Below are 17,556 nucleotides of genomic sequence, written 5' to 3' on the forward strand. Positions count from 1 at the left end.
GCGGCCGCGGCTACCAGCCTGGCCAAGAAGGTCTTCGGCGCCCTCTAGGGCCCTTCGCCGGCAGGAACAGCAGCGTCAACGCCGTGGCCACGATCAGCCCGCCCATGATCGCCACCGCNCAAACCCGTGAGCACATCCTGCTGTCCCGTCAGGTTGGCGTTCCGTACATCGTGGTCTTCCTGAACAAGGCTGACCTGGTAGACGACGCTGAGCTGCTGGAGCTGGTCGAGATGGAAGTTCGCGACCTGCTGTCCACCTATGATTTCCCAGGCGACGATACCCCGATCATCATTGGTTCGGCTCGTATGGCGCTGGAAGGCAAAGACGATAACGAAATGGGCACCACCGCTGTCAAGCGTCTGGTCGAAACCCTGGATAGCTACATTCCAGAGCCTGAGCGCGCTATCGACAAGCCGTTCCTGATGCCAATCGAAGACGTATTCTCGATCTCGGGTCGTGGTACCGTTGTTACCGGTCGTATCGAGCGTGGCATCGTCCGCGTTCAAGACGCCCTGGAAATCGTTGGTCTGCGTGACACCACCACCACCACCTGCACCGGTGTTGAGATGTTCCGCAAGCTGCTGGACGAAGGTCGTGCTGGCGAGAACTGCGGCGTGCTGCTGCGCGGCACCAAGCGTGACGACGTTGAGCGTGGCCAGGTTCTGGTCAAGCCGGGTTCGGTCAAACCGCACACCAAGTTCACCGCAGAAGTCTATGTTCTGAGCAAGGAAGAAGGCGGCCGTCACACTCCGTTCTTCAAAGGCTACCGTCCACAGTTCTACTTCCGTACTACTGACGTGACTGGTAACTGCGAGCTGCCAGAAGGCGTTGAAATGGTAATGCCAGGTGACAACATCCAGATGACTGTCACTCTGATCAAGACCATCGCGATGGAAGACGGTCTGCGCTTCGCTATCCGTGAGGGCGGTCGTACCGTCGGTGCGGGTGTAGTAGCAAAGGTTATTGAATAAGTAGTTGATTTCTCTCGATCAGGCCGGCATAATGGTCGGCCTGATAAGCTTTTAGGTCAGTAGCTCAATTGGCAGAGCGACGGTCTCCAAAACCGTAGGTTGGGGGTTCGATTCCCTCCTGACCTGCCAGATTCACCTTGTGTGTCTGGCTTTCTTTTCACAGGATCCTCCTAGATGACTCCCAAGTCTGAAGCCCAAGACTCTCGTTTTGATCTGCTCAAGTGGCTGGCTGTTGTCGCTTTGGTGGTGGTAGGCGTGGTCGGAAATCAATATTACTCCGCTTCGCCGATTCTGTATCGCGTTATTGCACTCCTCGCTCTTGCTGCTGTTGCTGGCTTTGTTGCCTTGCAGACTGCAAAGGGCAGGTCGTTCTTTGCGCTGGCAAAGGAAGCTCGCACCGAGATTCGTAAAGTCGTATGGCCAACCCGCCAAGAGACCATGCAGACCACCCTTATTGTGGTGGCTGTTGTCCTGGTCATGGCGCTGCTGTTGTGGGGGCTCGATTCCCTGCTCGGCTGGTTGATTTCCTTGATTGTTGGCTAAGGGTGTCCTGTGGCTAAGCGTTGGTATGTTGTGCATGCTTACTCGGGTTACGAGAAGCATGTGATGCGCTCGCTCATCGAGCGCGTAAAGCTGGCTGGCATGGAAGATGGCTTCGGCGAGATTCTGGTCCCCACTGAAGAAGTGGTTGAAATGCGCAATGGCCAGAAGCGCAAAAGCGAGCGTAAGTTCTTCCCGGGCTACGTGCTGGTTCAGATGGACATGAACGAAGGGACTTGGCACTTGGTCAAGGACACCCCTCGTGTCATGGGCTTCATTGGTGGTACCGCAGACAAGCCTGCACCCATCACCGATAAAGAAGCCGAGGCCATTCTGCGTCGCGTTGCCGATGGCAGCGACAAGCCGAAGCCGAAAACGCTGTTCGAGCCAGGTGAAGTGGTTCGTGTTGTAGACGGTCCGTTTGCTGATTTCAACGGCACGGTCGAAGAGGTTAACTACGAGAAGAGCCGGCTCCAGGTAGCGGTGCTCATCTTCGGTCGCTCTACTCCGGTGGAGCTTGAGTTCAGCCAGGTCGAAAAGGTCTAGCAGAACGACGCATCCCATACCCCGCAGCCCTATGTGCTGCGGGGTTTTGTCGTCACTGGGATAAAACGCAAGTAATCCGGGGAGCCTTCTGGCGCTTGTACCCGATATTGGAGTAGCTCATGGCTAAGAAGATTCAGGCTTACATCAAGCTGCAAGTAAAGGCCGGCCAGGCCAACCCAAGTCCACCCGTCGGCCCAGCACTGGGTCAACACGGTGTGAACATCATGGAATTCTGCAAGGCCTTCAACGCCCGTACCCAGGGTCAAGAAGCCGGCCTGCCGACTCCTGTGATCATCACTGTATACAGTGACCGTAGCTTCACTTTCGAAACCAAAAGCACCCCTGCTTCGGTTCTGCTGAAGAAAGCAGCTGGCCTGACCAGCGGTTCTGCGCGTCCGAACACCGTCAAAGTCGGTACTGTGACCCGTGCTCAGCTGGAAGAGATCGCAAAAACCAAAAATGCTGATCTGACCGCTGCTGACATGGAAGCGGCCGTGCGTACCATCGCCGGTTCCGCTCGCAGCATGGGCCTCAACGTGGAGGGTGTGTAATGGCTAAGCTGACCAAGCGCCAAAAGGCTATCGCTTCGAAAATCGAAGCGGGCAAAGTCTACAACTTCGAAGAAGCAGCAGTGCTGCTGGCCGAACTGTCTACCGTGAAGTTCAGCGAGTCCTTCGACGTAGCCGTTAACCTGGGCGTTGACCCACGTAAATCCGACCAGGTCGTTCGTAGCGCTACCGTGCTGCCACACGGCACTGGCAAGACCGTACGTGTTGCCGTGTTCACCCAGGGTCCAGCTGCCGAGGCCGCTCTGGCTGCCGGCGCTGACCGTGTAGGCATGGACGATCTGGCTGCCGAAATGAAAGGCGGCGACCTGAACTATGACGTCGTTATTGCCTCCCCGGACGCAATGCGTGTTGTAGGTCAGCTGGGTCAGGTTCTGGGTCCTCGCGGCCTGATGCCTAACCCTAAAGTTGGCACCGTAACTCCAGACGTAGCCACCGCGGTCAAAAACGCCAAGGCTGGTCAGGTTCGCTACCGTACCGACAAAAACGGCATCATCCACACTTCCGTTGGCAAGATCGGCTTTGAAGCCGTCAAGCTGAAGGAAAACGTTGAAGCCCTGATCGCTGATCTGAAGCGTATCAAGCCAGCTTCCTCGAAAGGTATCTACGTCAAGCGCGTTACCCTGAGCACCACCATGGGCCCAGGTCTGGTAATCGATCAAGGTTCCCTGAACGCGTAAGACCGCGATGGGCGCGAGCAATTGCGCCCGTCAGCAAAAATTGGGGTCCCTGCCTGGCGGGGGCTATCCAAGACCGTAGGCGGCGCAAGCCTTAAACCTCAAGCCTACGCAGATGGTGCCCCTGATTCCTTACCGAGTCAGACACCAAAACGACATTCGGCTTCGGCTGGATGAAACGGTAACAAGCAGGAGTTTTACCCGTGGCAATTAAACTCGAAGACAAGAAGGCCATCGTCGCTGAAGTCAACGAGGCTGCCAAAGTCGCTCTGTCCGCTGTCGTGGCTGATGCCCGTGGTGTGACTGTAGGCGCAATGACCGGACTCCGTAAAGAGGCTCGTGAAGCTGGCGTTTACGTACGTGTTGTACGTAACACCCTGCTCAAGCGCGCTGTTGCCGACACTGAATTCAGTGTCCTCAACGACGTGTTCACCGGCCCTACCCTGATCGCGTTCTCCAACGAACACCCGGGCGCTGCTGCTCGTCTGTTCGCTGAGTTCGCCAAGGGTCAGAGCAAGTTCGAGATCAAGGCAGCTGCGTTCGACGGCAAGTTCCTTGCCGCAAACCAGATCGACGTGTTGGCTTCCCTGCCGACCCGCGACGAGGCCATTGCGAAGCTGATGAGCGTGATCCAAGGCGCGACCAGCAAGCTGGCTCGTACTCTGGCAGCCGTTCGCGACCAGAAAGAAGCTGCTGCTGCCTAAGGCACCGCAAGCCCTTTCGAAATCATACGTTTAATTTGATGGCTGCGTAGGCTGTCACCCCAATACAGGATTTAAGTCATGTCTCTGACTAACGAGCAAATCATCGAAGCAATCGGCCAGAAAACCGTTCTGGAAGTTGTTGAGCTGATCAAAGCAATGGAAGAAACCTTCGGCGTTACCGCTGCTGTTGCCGCTGCTGGCCCAGCTGCTGCCGCTGCCGTTGTTGAAGAACAAACCGAGTTCAACGTTGTTCTGGTTGCCGCTGGCGACAAGAAAGTAAACGTGATCAAGGCTGTTCGTGAACTGACCGGCCTGGGCCTGAAAGAAGCCAAGGAAAAGGTTGATACCGCTCCTCAAGTCGTTGCTGAAGGCGTTTCGAAAGAAGCCGCTGACAAAGCCAAGGCTGACCTGGAAGCAGCAGGCGCTACCGTCGAACTGAAGTAATTTCGACTGTGCGTCTCCAGCCCGAGCGACAAGCGAAAGGCTGATGGCTGGTGGCTTTTGCCACCGGCCTTTTTCCGTTATTGGCAGCCGATCAGGTCGGCGCCGATGACGAGCGGTAACCACCGATGACGGTGGCGCAAACCATGGGGTTTGCACGATTTTCTGGCTGCTCCCGTCGGGAGAAGCCAAACAAGCAGGTGACCAAGCTGGGGAACGCTGATGGCTTACTCATACACTGAGAAAAAACGTATCCGCAAGGACTTTAGCAAGTTGCCGGACGTCATGGATGTGCCTTACCTCCTGGCCATCCAGCTGGATTCGTATCGTGAATTCTTGCAGGCGGGAGCGACTAAAGATCAGTTCCGCGACGTGGGCCTGCATGCGGCCTTCAAATCGGTTTTCCCGATCATCAGCTACTCCGGCAATGCTGCCCTGGAGTACGTTGGCTATCGTCTGGGCGAACCGGCCTTTGATGTCAAAGAATGCGTACTGCGCGGGGTAACCTACGCGGTACCGCTGCGCGTGAAAGTCCGCCTGATCATTTTCGACAAAGAATCGTCGAACAAAGCGATCAAGGACATCAAAGAGCAAGAAGTCTACATGGGTGAAATCCCCCTGATGACTGAAAACGGTACCTTCGTAATCAACGGTACCGAGCGTGTTATCGTTTCCCAGCTGCACCGCTCGCCAGGCGTGTTCTTCGACCACGACCGTGGCAAGACGCACAGCTCGGGCAAGCTGCTGTACTCGGCGCGGATCATTCCTTACCGCGGCTCGTGGCTGGACTTCGAATTCGATCCGAAAGACTGTGTATTCGTCCGTATCGACCGTCGTCGCAAGCTGCCGGCTTCCGTACTGCTGCGCGCGCTGGGCTACACCACCGAAGAAGTGCTGAACGCGTTCTACACCACCAACGTATTCCACGTGGCGGGCGAAAAGCTCAGCCTGGAACTGGTGCCACAACGCCTGCGTGGTGAAATCGCGGTCATGGACATCCATGACGACAGCGGCAAGGTGATTGTCGAGCAGGGTCGTCGTATTACCGCTCGCCACATCAACCAGCTGGAAAAGGCTGGTGTCAAATCCCTGGACGTGCCGCTGGAATACGTTCTGGGCCGCACCACCGCCAAGGCGATCGTGCACCCGGCTACCGGTGAAATCCTGGCCGAATGCAACACCGAGCTGACCACCGAAGCACTGGTGAAGATCGCCAAGGCTCAGGTCGTTCGCATCGAGACCCTGTACACCAACGACATCGACTGCGGTCCGTTCATCTCGGATACCCTGAAGATCGACTCCACCAGCAACCAACTGGAAGCGCTGGTCGAGATCTATCGCATGATGCGTCCTGGCGAGCCGCCAACCAAGGATGCCGCAGAGACCCTGTTCAACAACCTGTTCTTCAGCGCCGAGCGTTACGACCTGTCGGCTGTTGGTCGCATGAAGTTCAACCGTCGTATCGGTCGTACCGAAATCGAAGGTTCGGGCGTGCTGAGCAAGGAAGATATCGTCGAGGTCCTCAAGACCCTGGTCGACATCCGTAACGGCAAAGGCATCGTCGACGACATCGACCACCTGGGTAACCGTCGCGTGCGCTGTGTCGGCGAAATGGCCGAGAACCAGTTCCGCGTTGGCCTGGTGCGTGTAGAGCGCGCGGTCAAAGAGCGTCTGTCCATGGCTGAAAGCGAAGGCCTGATGCCGCAAGACCTGATCAACGCCAAGCCGGTAGCGGCGGCGGTGAAGGAGTTCTTCGGTTCGAGCCAGCTGTCCCAGTTCATGGACCAGAACAACCCGCTGTCCGAGATCACCCACAAGCGTCGTGTCTCGGCACTCGGCCCTGGTGGTCTGACCCGTGAGCGCGCAGGCTTCGAAGTCCGTGACGTACACCCGACCCACTACGGCCGCGTGTGCCCGATCGAGACCCCTGAAGGTCCGAACATCGGTCTGATCAACTCCCTGGCGGCCTATGCCCGCACCAACCAGTACGGCTTCCTCGAGAGCCCGTACCGCGTGGTGAAAGAGGGTGTGGTTACCGACGACATCGTGTTCCTGTCGGCGATCGAAGAAGCTGATCACGTCATCGCACAGGCTTCGGCCACGATGGACGCGAAGAAGCAACTGATCGACGAACTGGTAGCGGTCCGTCACCTGAACGAATTCACCGTCAAGGCGCCGGAAGACGTCACCCTGATGGACGTTTCGCCAAAGCAGGTAGTTTCTGTTGCCGCATCGTTGATTCCGTTCCTCGAGCACGACGACGCCAACCGTGCGTTGATGGGTTCGAACATGCAGCGTCAGGCTGTACCGACTCTGCGCGCCGACAAACCGCTGGTAGGTACCGGCATGGAGCGCAACGTTGCGCGTGACTCCGGCGTTTGCGTCGTGGCTCGTCGTGGCGGTGTGATCGATTCCGTTGACGCCAGCCGTATCGTGGTGCGTGTTGCAGATGACGAAGTTGAAACCGGCGAAGCTGGTGTCGATATCTACAACCTGACCAAGTACACCCGCTCGAACCAGAACACCTGCATCAACCAGCGTCCGCTGGTGAGCAAGGGTGATGTGGTTCAGCGTAGCGACATCATGGCCGACGGCCCGTCCACCGACATGGGTGAGCTGGCTCTGGGTCAGAACATGCGCATCGCGTTCATGGCGTGGAACGGCTTCAACTTCGAAGACTCCATCTGCCTGTCCGAGCGTGTGGTTCAGGAAGATCGCTTCACCACGATCCACATCCAGGAACTGACCTGTGTGGCCCGTGACACCAAGCTTGGCCCAGAGGAAATCACCGCGGACATCCCGAACGTGGGTGAGGCTGCGCTGAACAAGCTGGACGAAGCCGGTATCGTCTACGTGGGTGCTGAAGTCGGCGCTGGCGACATTCTGGTCGGCAAGGTCACGCCAAAAGGCGAGACCCAGCTGACGCCAGAAGAAAAACTGCTGCGTGCGATCTTCGGCGAGAAGGCCAGCGACGTCAAAGACACCTCCCTGCGTGTGCCGACCGGCACCAAGGGTACTGTCATCGACGTACAGGTCTTCACTCGCGATGGCGTCGAGCGCGACAGCCGTGCGCTGTCCATCGAGAAGATGCAGCTGGACGAGATCCGCAAGGACCTGAACGAAGAGTTCCGCATCGTTGAAGGCGCAACCTTCGAACGTCTGCGCAGCGCCCTGAACGGTCAGGTCGTCGAAGGTGGTGCCGGCCTGAAGAAAGGTTCGGTCATCTCCAACGAAGTGCTGGACGGTCTGGAGCACGGCCAGTGGTTCAAACTGCGCATGGCCGAAGACGCGCTGAACGAGCAACTCGAGAAGGCCCAGGCCTACATCGTTGATCGTCGCCGTCTGCTGGACGACAAGTTCGAAGACAAGAAGCGCAAGCTGCAGCAGGGCGATGACCTGGCACCGGGCGTACTGAAGATCGTCAAGGTCTACCTGGCAATCCGTCGTCGCATCCAGCCGGGCGACAAGATGGCCGGTCGTCACGGTAACAAGGGTGTGGTCTCCGTGATCATGCCGGTCGAAGACATGCCGCACGACGCCAACGGTACGCCGGTGGACGTGGTACTCAACCCGTTGGGTGTACCTTCGCGTATGAACGTCGGTCAGATCCTCGAAACCCACCTGGGCCTGGCGGCCAAGGGCCTGGGCGAGAAGATCAACCGCATGCTCGAAGAGCAGCGCAAGGTCATCGAGCTGCGCAAGTTCCTCACCGAGATCTACAACGAGATCGGTGGTCGTCAGGAAAGCCTGGAAGACTTCTCCGACCAGGAAATCCTCGACCTGGCGAAGAACCTCAAAGGCGGTGTGCCAATGGCCACTCCAGTCTTCGACGGTGCCAAGGAAAGCGAAATCAAGGCCATGCTGAAACTGGCAGACATGCCGGAAAGCGGTCAGATGCAGCTGTTCGACGGTCGTACCGGCAACAAGTTCGAGCGTCCAGTGACCGTTGGTTACATGTACATGCTCAAGCTGAACCACTTGGTGGACGACAAGATGCACGCGCGTTCCACTGGTTCTTACAGCCTGGTTACCCAGCAGCCGCTGGGTGGTAAGGCGCAGTTCGGTGGTCAGCGTTTCGGGGAGATGGAAGTGTGGGCGCTGGAAGCATACGGCGCGGCATACACCCTGCAAGAAATGCTCACAGTGAAGTCGGACGATGTGAACGGTCGGACCAAGATGTACAAGAACATCGTGGACGGCGATCACCGTATGGAGCCGGGCATGCCCGAGTCCTTCAACGTGTTGATCAAAGAGATTCGTTCGCTCGGTATCGATATCGATCTGGAAACCGAATAACACGTGACGCGAATCGGGAGCGCGGCTGAAAAGCCCGCTCCCTGCTCCGCCAGGAGGAAAGGCCTTGAAAGACCTACTGAATTTGCTGAAAAACCAGGGTCAAGTCGAAGAGTTCGACGCCATCCGTATCGGATTGGCCTCGCCTGAGATGATCCGTTCGTGGTCGTTCGGTGAAGTAAAAAAGCCGGAAACCATCAACTACCGTACGTTCAAGCCTGAGCGTGACGGCCTGTTCTGCGCCAAGATCTTTGGCCCAGTCAAGGACTACGAGTGCCTGTGCGGCAAGTACAAGCGCCTGAAGCACCGTGGCGTGATCTGCGAGAAGTGCGGTGTTGAAGTCGCGCTGGCAAAAGTTCGTCGTGAGCGCATGGCGCACATCGAGCTGGCCTCGCCTGTTGCCCACATCTGGTTCCTGAAGTCGCTGCCGTCGCGTATCGGCCTGCTGATGGACATGACCCTGCGTGATATCGAACGCGTTCTCTATTTCGAGAGCTATGTCGTTATCGACCCGGGCATGACCACCCTGGAAAAAGGCCAGCTGCTGAACGACGAGCAGTACTTCGAGGCGCTGGAAGAGTTCGGCGATGACTTCGACGCCCGCATGGGTGCCGAGGCCGTCCGCGAACTGCTGCACGCTATCGACCTGGAGCACGAGATTGGCCGCCTGCGCGAAGAGATTCCGCAGACCAACTCGGAAACCAAGATCAAGAAGCTGTCCAAGCGACTGAAGCTGATGGAGGCCTTCCAGGGCTCGGGCAACCTGCCTGAGTGGATGGTCCTGACCGTTCTGCCGGTTCTGCCGCCAGACCTGCGTCCACTGGTTCCGCTGGATGGCGGTCGTTTCGCGACCTCCGACCTGAACGACCTGTACCGTCGGGTGATCAACCGTAACAACCGTCTGAAGCGCCTGCTCGACCTGTCTGCGCCTGACATCATCGTGCGCAACGAAAAGCGCATGCTGCAGGAAGCGGTCGACGCACTGCTCGACAACGGCCGTCGCGGCCGCGCCATCACCGGCTCGAACAAGCGTCCTCTGAAATCCCTGGCCGACATGATCAAGGGTAAGCAAGGTCGTTTCCGTCAGAACCTGCTCGGTAAGCGCGTTGACTACTCGGGTCGTTCGGTAATTACCGTAGGTCCGACCCTGCGTCTGCACCAGTGCGGTCTGCCGAAGAAAATGGCCCTCGAGCTGTTCAAGCCGTTCATTTTCGGCAAGCTGGAAATGCGTGGTCTGGCGACCACCATCAAGGCTGCCAAGAAGATGGTCGAGCGCGAGTTGCCAGAGGTGTGGGACGTTCTTGCCGAAGTGATTCGCGAACACCCCGTACTGCTCAACCGTGCACCGACCCTTCACCGTCTGGGTATCCAGGCGTTCGAGCCGGTACTGATCGAAGGCAAGGCCATCCAGCTGCACCCGCTGGTCTGTGCCGCGTACAACGCCGACTTCGACGGTGACCAGATGGCCGTGCACGTGCCGCTGACGCTGGAAGCCCAGCTCGAAGCGCGCGCGCTGATGATGTCGACCAACAACATCCTGTCGCCAGCCAACGGTGAGCCGATCATCGTTCCTTCGCAGGACGTTGTACTGGGTCTGTACTACATGACCCGCGAAGCCATCAATGCCAAGGGCGAAGGTCGCGTATTCGCCGACCTGCAGGAAGTCGACCGCGTATTCCGCGCCGGCGAAGCGGCCCTGCACGCCAAGATCAAGGTTCGTATCAACGAAACCGTGAACGATCGTGATGGCGGCAGCGTCAAGAACACCCGCATCGTCGACACCACTGTCGGCCGTGCACTGCTGTTCCAGGTTGTACCGCCAGGTCTGTCGTACGACGTGGTCAACCAGCCGATGAAGAAAAAGGCGATCTCCAAGCTGATCAACCAGTGCTACCGCGTGGTTGGTCTGAAAGAGACCGTCATCTTCGCTGACCAGCTGATGTACACCGGTTTTGCCTACTCGACCATCTCCGGCGTTTCCATCGGTGTTAACGACTTCGTTATCCCGGATGAAAAAGCCCGCATCATCGGTGCTGCCACCGACGAAGTGAAAGAGATCGAGAGCCAGTACGCCTCCGGCCTGGTAACCCAGGGCGAGAAGTACAACAAGGTCATCGACCTGTGGTCCAAGGCGAACGACGAAGTGTCCAAGGCGATGATGGCCAACCTCTCGAAAGAGAAGGTCATCGACCGCGAAGGCAACGAAGTCGAGCAGGAGTCCTTCAACTCGATGTACATGATGGCTGACTCCGGTGCCCGGGGTTCGGCAGCTCAGATTCGTCAGTTGGCCGGTATGCGTGGTCTGATGGCCAAGCCGGACGGCTCGATCATCGAGACGCCGATCACCGCGAACTTCCGCGAAGGTCTGAGCGTACTGCAGTACTTCATCTCGACTCACGGTGCGCGTAAGGGTCTTGCGGATACCGCGTTGAAAACCGCGAACTCCGGTTACCTGACCCGTCGTCTGGTAGACGTGGCGCAGGATCTGGTGGTTACCGAGATCGACTGTGGCACCGAGCAGGGTCTGGTCATGACCCCGCACATCGAAGGCGGCGACGTTGTAGAGCCGCTGGGTGAGCGCGTACTGGGTCGTGTAATCGCCCGTGACGTGTTCAAGCCTGGCACCGACGACGTCATCGTTCCGGCCGGTACCCTGGTCGACGAGAAGTGGGTCGAGTTCATCGAGCTGAACAGCATCGACGAAGTGATCGTGCGTTCGCCGATCAGCTGCGAAACCCGCTACGGCATCTGCGCCAAGTGCTACGGTCGCGACCTGGCTCGCGGTCACCAGGTGAACATCGGTGAAGCTGTCGGCGTTATCGCTGCACAGTCGATCGGTGAGCCGGGTACCCAGCTGACCATGCGTACGTTCCACATCGGTGGTGCTGCAAGCCGTACCTCGGCTGCCGACAGCGTCCAGGTGAAGAACGGCGGTATGGTTCGTCTGCACAACCTCAAGCAGGTTGAGCGTGCCGACGGCAACCTGGTTGCCGTATCGCGTTCCGGCGAGTTGGCGATTGCCGACGAGTTCGGTCGTGAGCGCGAGCGTTACAAGCTGCCTTACGGCGCCGTGATTTCGGTGAAGGAAGGCGACAAGGTCGACGCTGGCGCCATCGTCGCCAAGTGGGACCCGCACACCCACCCGATCGTTACCGAAATGAAAGGTACCGTGACCTTCGTGGGCATGGAAGAAGGCATCACGATCAAGCGTCAGACCGACGAATTGACCGGCCTGACCAACATCGAGGTTCTGGACGTCAAAGACCGTCCGGCTGCAGGCAAGGAAATCCGTCCTGCAATCAAGATGGTCGACGCCAGCGGCAAGGATCTGCTGTTGCCAGGTACCGACGTACCGGCTCAGTACTTCCTGCCAGCCAACGCCCTGGTCGGTGTGGCTGACGGTGCACAGATCGGTGTTGGTGACGTTATCGCGCGTATCCCGCAAGAAACGTCCAAGACCCGTGACATCACCGGTGGTCTGCCGCGCGTTGCCGACCTGTTCGAAGCGCGCCGTCCGAAAGAAGCCTCGATTCTGGCTGAAGTCAGCGGTACCATCGCCTTCGGTAAAGAGACCAAGGGCAAGCGCCGTCTGGTCATCACCCCGAACGATGGCAGCGATCCGTACGAAGAGCTGATTCCGAAGTGGCGTCACCTGAACGTCTTCGAAGGCGAACAAGTGAACCGCGGCGAAGTCATCTCGGACGGTCCTAGCGATCCGCACGACATCCTGCGTCTGCTGGGTGTTAGCGCGCTGGCCAAGTACATCGTCAACGAGATCCAGGACGTTTACCGTCTGCAAGGCGTGAAGATCAACGACAAGCACATCGAGACCATCCTGCGTCAGATGCTGCGTAAGGTCGAGATTGCCGAGTCGGGTGACTCCAGCTTCATCAAGGGCGACCAGATGGAACTGACCCAGGTACTGGTAGAGAACGAGCGCCTTGGCGCGGAAGACAAGTTTGTCTCCAAGTTCACTCGTGTACTGCTGGGTATCACCAAGGCCTCGCTGTCCACCGAATCGTTCATCTCGGCGGCTTCCTTCCAGGAAACCACCCGCGTACTGACCGAAGCGGCGGTAACCGGCAAGCGCGACTACCTGCGCGGCCTGAAAGAAAACGTGGTCGTGGGTCGTCTGATCCCGGCCGGTACCGGTCTGGCCTACCACAGCGAGCGCAAGCGTCGCCGTGATGCCGACAAGCCGTTGCGTGTTAGCGCCAGTGAAGTGGAAGCTGCACTGACCGAAGCGCTGAACTCCAGCGGCAACTAAAGCGTAGGGCCCTGGCGGCCCTCACCCGATCTTCGCGACATAATCTGTTGCGAAGGGGAGGGTGGGGGATGTCGGGGCCTTGCCTTGACGAGGGGCAAGATCCTCTTTAGACTCTTGTACCCCTAAATTTGGTGGGACTTCGTCCTGCCATTTTGCTTTTCTTGCAAGACAATAGCGTCGCAAGACAACAGTGGAGCTAGTAGATGGCAACTATCAACCAGCTGGTACGTCAGCCGCGTAAGCGTATCGTCGAGAAATCCGACGTTCCTGCGCTGCAGAACTGCCCGCAACGTCGTGGCGTGTGCACCCGTGTGTACACCACCACGCCGAAAAAACCTAACTCGGCACTGCGTAAAGTATGCCGTGTGCGTCTGACCAACGGTTTCGAGGTTTCCTCGTACATCGGTGGTGAAGGCCACAACCTGCAAGAGCACAGCGTGGTACTGATCCGCGGCGGTCGTGTAAAAGACTTGCCAGGTGTTCGTTACCACACCGTTCGCGGCTCCCTGGATACCTCCGGCGTCAAAGGTCGTAACCAAGGTCGTTCGAAGTACGGTACCAAGCGTCCGAAGTAATCGGCCGTTTGCAGCAATTTGCAGTTATCAATTTTATTGAGTCGATAAGAGTAAGGTCGGGCACGCAACCTCTGGGTTCCCTGTCCCGAGCTAACCTGAAGACCGTTTGAGGGCTTATCAATGCCAAGACGTCGTGTAGCAGCCAAGCGTGAGATTCTGGACGATCCAAAATACGGATCGCAGATTCTCGCCAAGTTCATGAACCACGTGATGGAAAGCGGCAAGAAGGCCGTTGCCGAGCGTATCGTTTACGGTGCGCTGGACAAGGTCAAAGAACGCAAGAACAGCGATCCCCTGGAAATCTTCGAGAAAGCTCTCGACGCCATCGCTCCGCTGGTCGAAGTGAAGTCGCGCCGTGTTGGCGGTGCTACTTACCAGGTTCCGGTCGAAGTTCGTCCGTCCCGTCGTAACGCCCTGGCAATGCGCTGGTTGGTAGACTACGCGCGCAAGCGCGGCGAGAAGTCTATGGCCCTGCGCCTGGCCGGCGAATTGCTGGATGCTGCTGAAGGCAAAGGTGCTGCAGTCAAGAAGCGTGAAGACGTACACCGTATGGCCGAAGCCAACAAAGCGTTCTCGCACTACCGCTTCTAATTCAGGCATCACTATTTTTGCGAGGGCTCTATGGCTCGTACTACACCAATCAACCGCTACCGTAACATTGGTATTTGCGCGCACGTTGACGCGGGCAAGACCACTACTACCGAGCGGATCCTGTTCTACACAGGCCTGAGCCACAAACTGGGCGAGGTGCATGATGGCGCCGCGACCACCGACTGGATGGTGCAGGAGCAGGAGCGGGGTATCACCATTACCTCCGCTGCTGTCACTACCTTCTGGAAAGGCTCCAAGGGTCAGTATGACAACTACCGCGTAAACGTCATCGATACCCCCGGCCACGTTGACTTCACCATTGAAGTTGAGCGTTCGCTGCGTGTACTCGACGGCGCTGTCGTTGTGTTCTGCGGTACCTCCGGCGTTGAACCACAGTCCGAAACCGTATGGCGTCAAGCCAACAAGTACGGCGTTCCACGTGTTGTATACGTGAACAAGATGGACCGTGCCGGTGCCAACTTCCTGCGCGTCGTAGGTCAGATCAAGAACCGTCTGGGTCACACCCCGGTTCCTGTTCAGCTGGCCATCGGTTCGGAAGAGAACTTCCAGGGTCAGGTCGATCTGATCAAGATGAAGGCTATCTACTGGAACGAAGACGACAAAGGCACCACCTATCGCGAGGAAGAAATTCCTGCCGATATGCTGGAGCTGGCTCAAGAGTGGCGCTCCAACATGGTTGAAGCGGCTGCCGAGTCCAGCGAAGAGCTGATGAACAAGTACCTGGAAGGCGAAGAGCTGACCGTCGAAGAAATCAAGGCCGGTCTGCGCGCGCGTACCCTGGCCAGCGAGATCGTTCCGGCTGTCTGTGGTTCGTCGTTCAAGAACAAGGGCGTTCCCCTGGTTCTCGACGCCGTTATCGACTTCCTGCCTGCTCCTACCGAGATTCCTGCGATCAAGGGTATCCACCCTGACCTGATCGAGAAGCCAAAGGAAGAGCTGGTCGACGCCGACTACGACGAGCGTCATGCCGACGATAACGAGCCGTTCTCGGCTCTGGCGTTCAAGATTGCCACCGACCCGTTCGTTGGTACTCTGACTTTTGTCCGTGTTTACTCGGGTATGCTGCAGTCTGGCGACTCCGTGATCAACTCGGTCAAGGGCAAGAAAGAGCGCGTTGGTCGTATGGTGCAGATGCACGCCAACCAGCGTGAAGAAATCAAGGAAGTACTGGCCGGCGACATCGCTGCTCTGATCGGCATGAAGGACGTCACCACTGGTGACACCCTGTGCAACGCCGACAAGCCGATCATCCTCGAGCGTATGGACTTCCCTGAGCCTGTGATTTCGGTAGCTGTCGAGCCGAAAACCAAGCAGGACCAGGAAAAGATGGGTATCGCACTGGGCAAGCTGGCTCAGGAAGACCCGTCGTTCCGCGTCAAGACCGACGAAGAAACCGGCCAGACCATCATCTCGGGTATGGGCGAGCTTCACCTGGACATCCTCGTTGACCGCATGAAGCGCGAATTCAACGTCGAAGCCAACATCGGTAAGCCGCAGGTTTCCTATCGCGAGCAGATCACCAAAGACAACGTCGAAATCGAAGGCAAGTTCGTTCGTCAGTCCGGTGGTCGCGGTCAGTTCGGTCACTGCTGGATCCGCTTCTCGCAGCCAGACGTGGACGCACACGGCAACATCACCGAAGGCCTGGTTTTCACCAACGAGGTTGTGGGTGGTGTGGTTCCGAAGGAATACATCCCGGCGATCCAGAAGGGTATCGAAGAGCAGATGAAGAACGGCATCGTTGCCGGCTATCCGCTGATCGGCCTGAAGGCAACCGTGTTTGATGGTTCCTACCACGACGTCGACTCTAACGAGATGGCGTTCAAGGTGGCGGCCTCCATGGCGACCAAGCAACTCGCAGCCAAAGGCGGCGGTAAGGTGCTTGAGCCGATCATGAAGGTAGAAGTTGTGACCCCTGAGGACTACATGGGTGACGTGATGGGTGACCTGAACCGTCGTCGTGGTCTGATCCAGGGTATGGAAGATTCGGTGTCCGGCAAGGTTGTCCGTGCTGAAGTTCCGCTCGGAGAGATGTTCGGTTATGCGACCGACGTTCGTTCCATGTCCCAGGGTCGCGCGAGCTACTCCATGGAATTCTCCAAATACGCTGAGGCTCCGTCGAACATCGTCGAAGCGCTCGTTAAAAAACAAGGCTGATTCAGTCCTTTAGGCTAGGAGTTAATTGTCGTGGCTAAAGAAAAATTTGATCGTTCCCTTCCGCACGTCAACGTTGGCACCATCGGTCACGTTGACCACGGTAAAACCACTCTGACCGCAGCTCTGACTCGCGTCTGCTCCGAAGTTTTCGGTTCCGCAGTCGTTGAATTCGACAAGATCGACAGCGCTCCAGAAGAGAAAGCTCGCGGTATCACCATCAACACCGCTCACGTTGAGTACAACTCGACCATTCGTCACTACGCTCACGTCGACTGCCCAGGTCACGCTGACTACGTGAAGAACATGATCACCGGTGCTGCCCAGATGGACGGCGCGATCCTGGTTTGCTCGGCTGCCGATGGTCCGATGCCACAAACCCGTGAGCACATCCTGCTGTCCCGTCAGGTTGGCGTTCCGTACATCGTGGTCTTCCTGAACAAGGCTGACCTGGTAGACGACGCTGAGCTGCTGGAGCTGGTCGAGATGGAAGTTCGCGACCTGCTGTCCACCTATGATTTCCCAGGCGACGATACCCCGATCATCATTGGTTCGGCTCGTATGGCGCTGGAAGGCAAAGACGATAACGAAATGGGCACCACCGCTGTCAAGCGTCTGGTCGAAACCCTGGATAGCTACATTCCAGAGCCTGAGCGCGCTATCGACAAGCCGTTCCTGATGCCAATCGAAGACGTATTCTCGATCTCGGGTCGTGGTACCGTTGTTACCGGTCGTATCGAGCGTGGCATCGTCCGCGTTCAAGACGCCCTGGAAATCGTTGGTCTGCGTGACACCACCACCACCACCTGCACCGGTGTTGAGATGTTCCGCAAGCTGCTGGACGAAGGTCGTGCTGGCGAGAACTGCGGCGTGCTGCTGCGCGGCACCAAGCGTGACGACGTTGAGCGTGGCCAGGTTCTGGTCAAGCCGGGTTCGGTCAAACCGCACACCAAGTTCACCGCAGAAGTCTATGTTCTGAGCAAGGAAGAAGGCGGCCGTCACACTCCGTTCTTCAAAGGCTACCGTCCACAGTTCTACTTCCGTACTACTGACGTGACTGGTAACTGCGAGCTGCCAGAAGGCGTTGAAATGGTAATGCCAGGTGACAACATCCAGATGACTGTCACTCTGATCAAGACCATCGCGATGGAAGACGGTCTGCGCTTCGCTATCCGTGATGTCTAGTCCTGAAATAGGTTTACACCTGTTC

Annotated in this window: 13 protein-coding genes and 1 tRNA gene; all 14 read left to right on the forward strand. The window is 57.7% G+C overall.

Translation table 11 applies throughout. The annotated features are described in order from the left end of the window. The coding region (locus CR917_RS01335) for an elongation factor Tu (protein ID WP_256589591.1) at positions 1 to 971 on the forward strand (971 nt) is incomplete at its 5' end. A 53-nt stretch (positions 972 to 1,024) separates the two neighbouring features. Beyond that, positions 1,025 to 1,100 (forward strand) — tRNA-Trp (locus tag CR917_RS01340). Positions 1,101 to 1,145: 45 nt separating this feature from the next. After that, complete coding sequence (gene secE / locus CR917_RS01345) at positions 1,146 to 1,514, forward strand: preprotein translocase subunit SecE (protein WP_043861940.1); 369 nt, start codon at positions 1,146 to 1,148, stop codon at positions 1,512 to 1,514. A 9-nt stretch (positions 1,515 to 1,523) separates the two neighbouring features. Then, positions 1,524 to 2,057 carry a transcription termination/antitermination protein NusG gene (nusG, locus tag CR917_RS01350; protein ID WP_043861939.1) on the forward strand — a complete coding sequence of 178 codons (534 nt, stop codon included), beginning with the start codon at positions 1,524 to 1,526 and terminating at the stop codon, positions 2,055 to 2,057. A 119-nt stretch (positions 2,058 to 2,176) separates the two neighbouring features. Then, positions 2,177 to 2,608, forward strand: coding sequence for a 50S ribosomal protein L11 (rplK, locus tag CR917_RS01355; protein WP_028944937.1), 432 nt, complete (start codon positions 2,177 to 2,179; stop codon positions 2,606 to 2,608). Then, on the forward strand, positions 2,608 to 3,303 hold the full coding sequence (rplA, locus tag CR917_RS01360; RefSeq protein ID WP_043861938.1) for a 50S ribosomal protein L1: 696 nt from the start codon (positions 2,608 to 2,610) through the stop codon (positions 3,301 to 3,303). The genes rplK and rplA overlap by 1 nt, the downstream gene beginning before the upstream one ends. A gap of 200 nt (positions 3,304 to 3,503) precedes the next feature. Then, the gene (rplJ, locus tag CR917_RS01365; protein ID WP_043861937.1) at positions 3,504 to 4,004 is read left to right on the forward strand and encodes a 50S ribosomal protein L10; all 501 of its coding nucleotides are present in this window, start codon (positions 3,504 to 3,506) and stop codon (positions 4,002 to 4,004) included. A 78-nt stretch (positions 4,005 to 4,082) separates the two neighbouring features. After that, on the forward strand, positions 4,083 to 4,448 hold the full coding sequence (rplL, locus tag CR917_RS01370; protein ID WP_043861936.1) for a 50S ribosomal protein L7/L12: 366 nt from the start codon (positions 4,083 to 4,085) through the stop codon (positions 4,446 to 4,448). A 219-nt stretch (positions 4,449 to 4,667) separates the two neighbouring features. After that, positions 4,668 to 8,741 carry a DNA-directed RNA polymerase subunit beta gene (rpoB, locus tag CR917_RS01375; RefSeq protein ID WP_043861935.1) on the forward strand — a complete coding sequence of 1,358 codons (4,074 nt, stop codon included), beginning with the start codon at positions 4,668 to 4,670 and terminating at the stop codon, positions 8,739 to 8,741. Between the two features lie 64 nt (positions 8,742 to 8,805). Continuing rightward, entirely contained in the window at positions 8,806 to 13,005 is a 4,200-nt protein-coding gene (rpoC, locus tag CR917_RS01380; protein ID WP_054916698.1) for a DNA-directed RNA polymerase subunit beta', read from the forward strand. Between the two features lie 203 nt (positions 13,006 to 13,208). Then, complete coding sequence (rpsL, locus tag CR917_RS01385; RefSeq protein WP_003186084.1) at positions 13,209 to 13,580, forward strand: 30S ribosomal protein S12; 372 nt, start codon at positions 13,209 to 13,211, stop codon at positions 13,578 to 13,580. Between the two features lie 120 nt (positions 13,581 to 13,700). After that, positions 13,701 to 14,171, forward strand: a complete 471-nt coding sequence (gene rpsG, locus CR917_RS01390; protein ID WP_008089143.1) for a 30S ribosomal protein S7 — start codon at positions 13,701 to 13,703, stop codon at positions 14,169 to 14,171. A 30-nt stretch (positions 14,172 to 14,201) separates the two neighbouring features. Further along, entirely contained in the window at positions 14,202 to 16,349 is a 2,148-nt protein-coding gene (gene fusA, locus CR917_RS01395) for an elongation factor G (RefSeq protein WP_043861933.1), read from the forward strand. Positions 16,350 to 16,379: 30 nt separating this feature from the next. Then, on the forward strand, positions 16,380 to 17,531 hold the full coding sequence (gene tuf, locus CR917_RS01400; protein WP_104571790.1) for an elongation factor Tu: 1,152 nt from the start codon (positions 16,380 to 16,382) through the stop codon (positions 17,529 to 17,531). The last annotated feature ends 25 nt before the right edge of the window (positions 17,532 to 17,556 follow it).

Origin of the sequence: Pseudomonas sp. BRM28 (genome assembly GCF_002939405.1) — a bacterium.
Lineage (GTDB): Bacteria > Pseudomonadota > Gammaproteobacteria > Pseudomonadales > Pseudomonadaceae > Aquipseudomonas > Aquipseudomonas palmensis.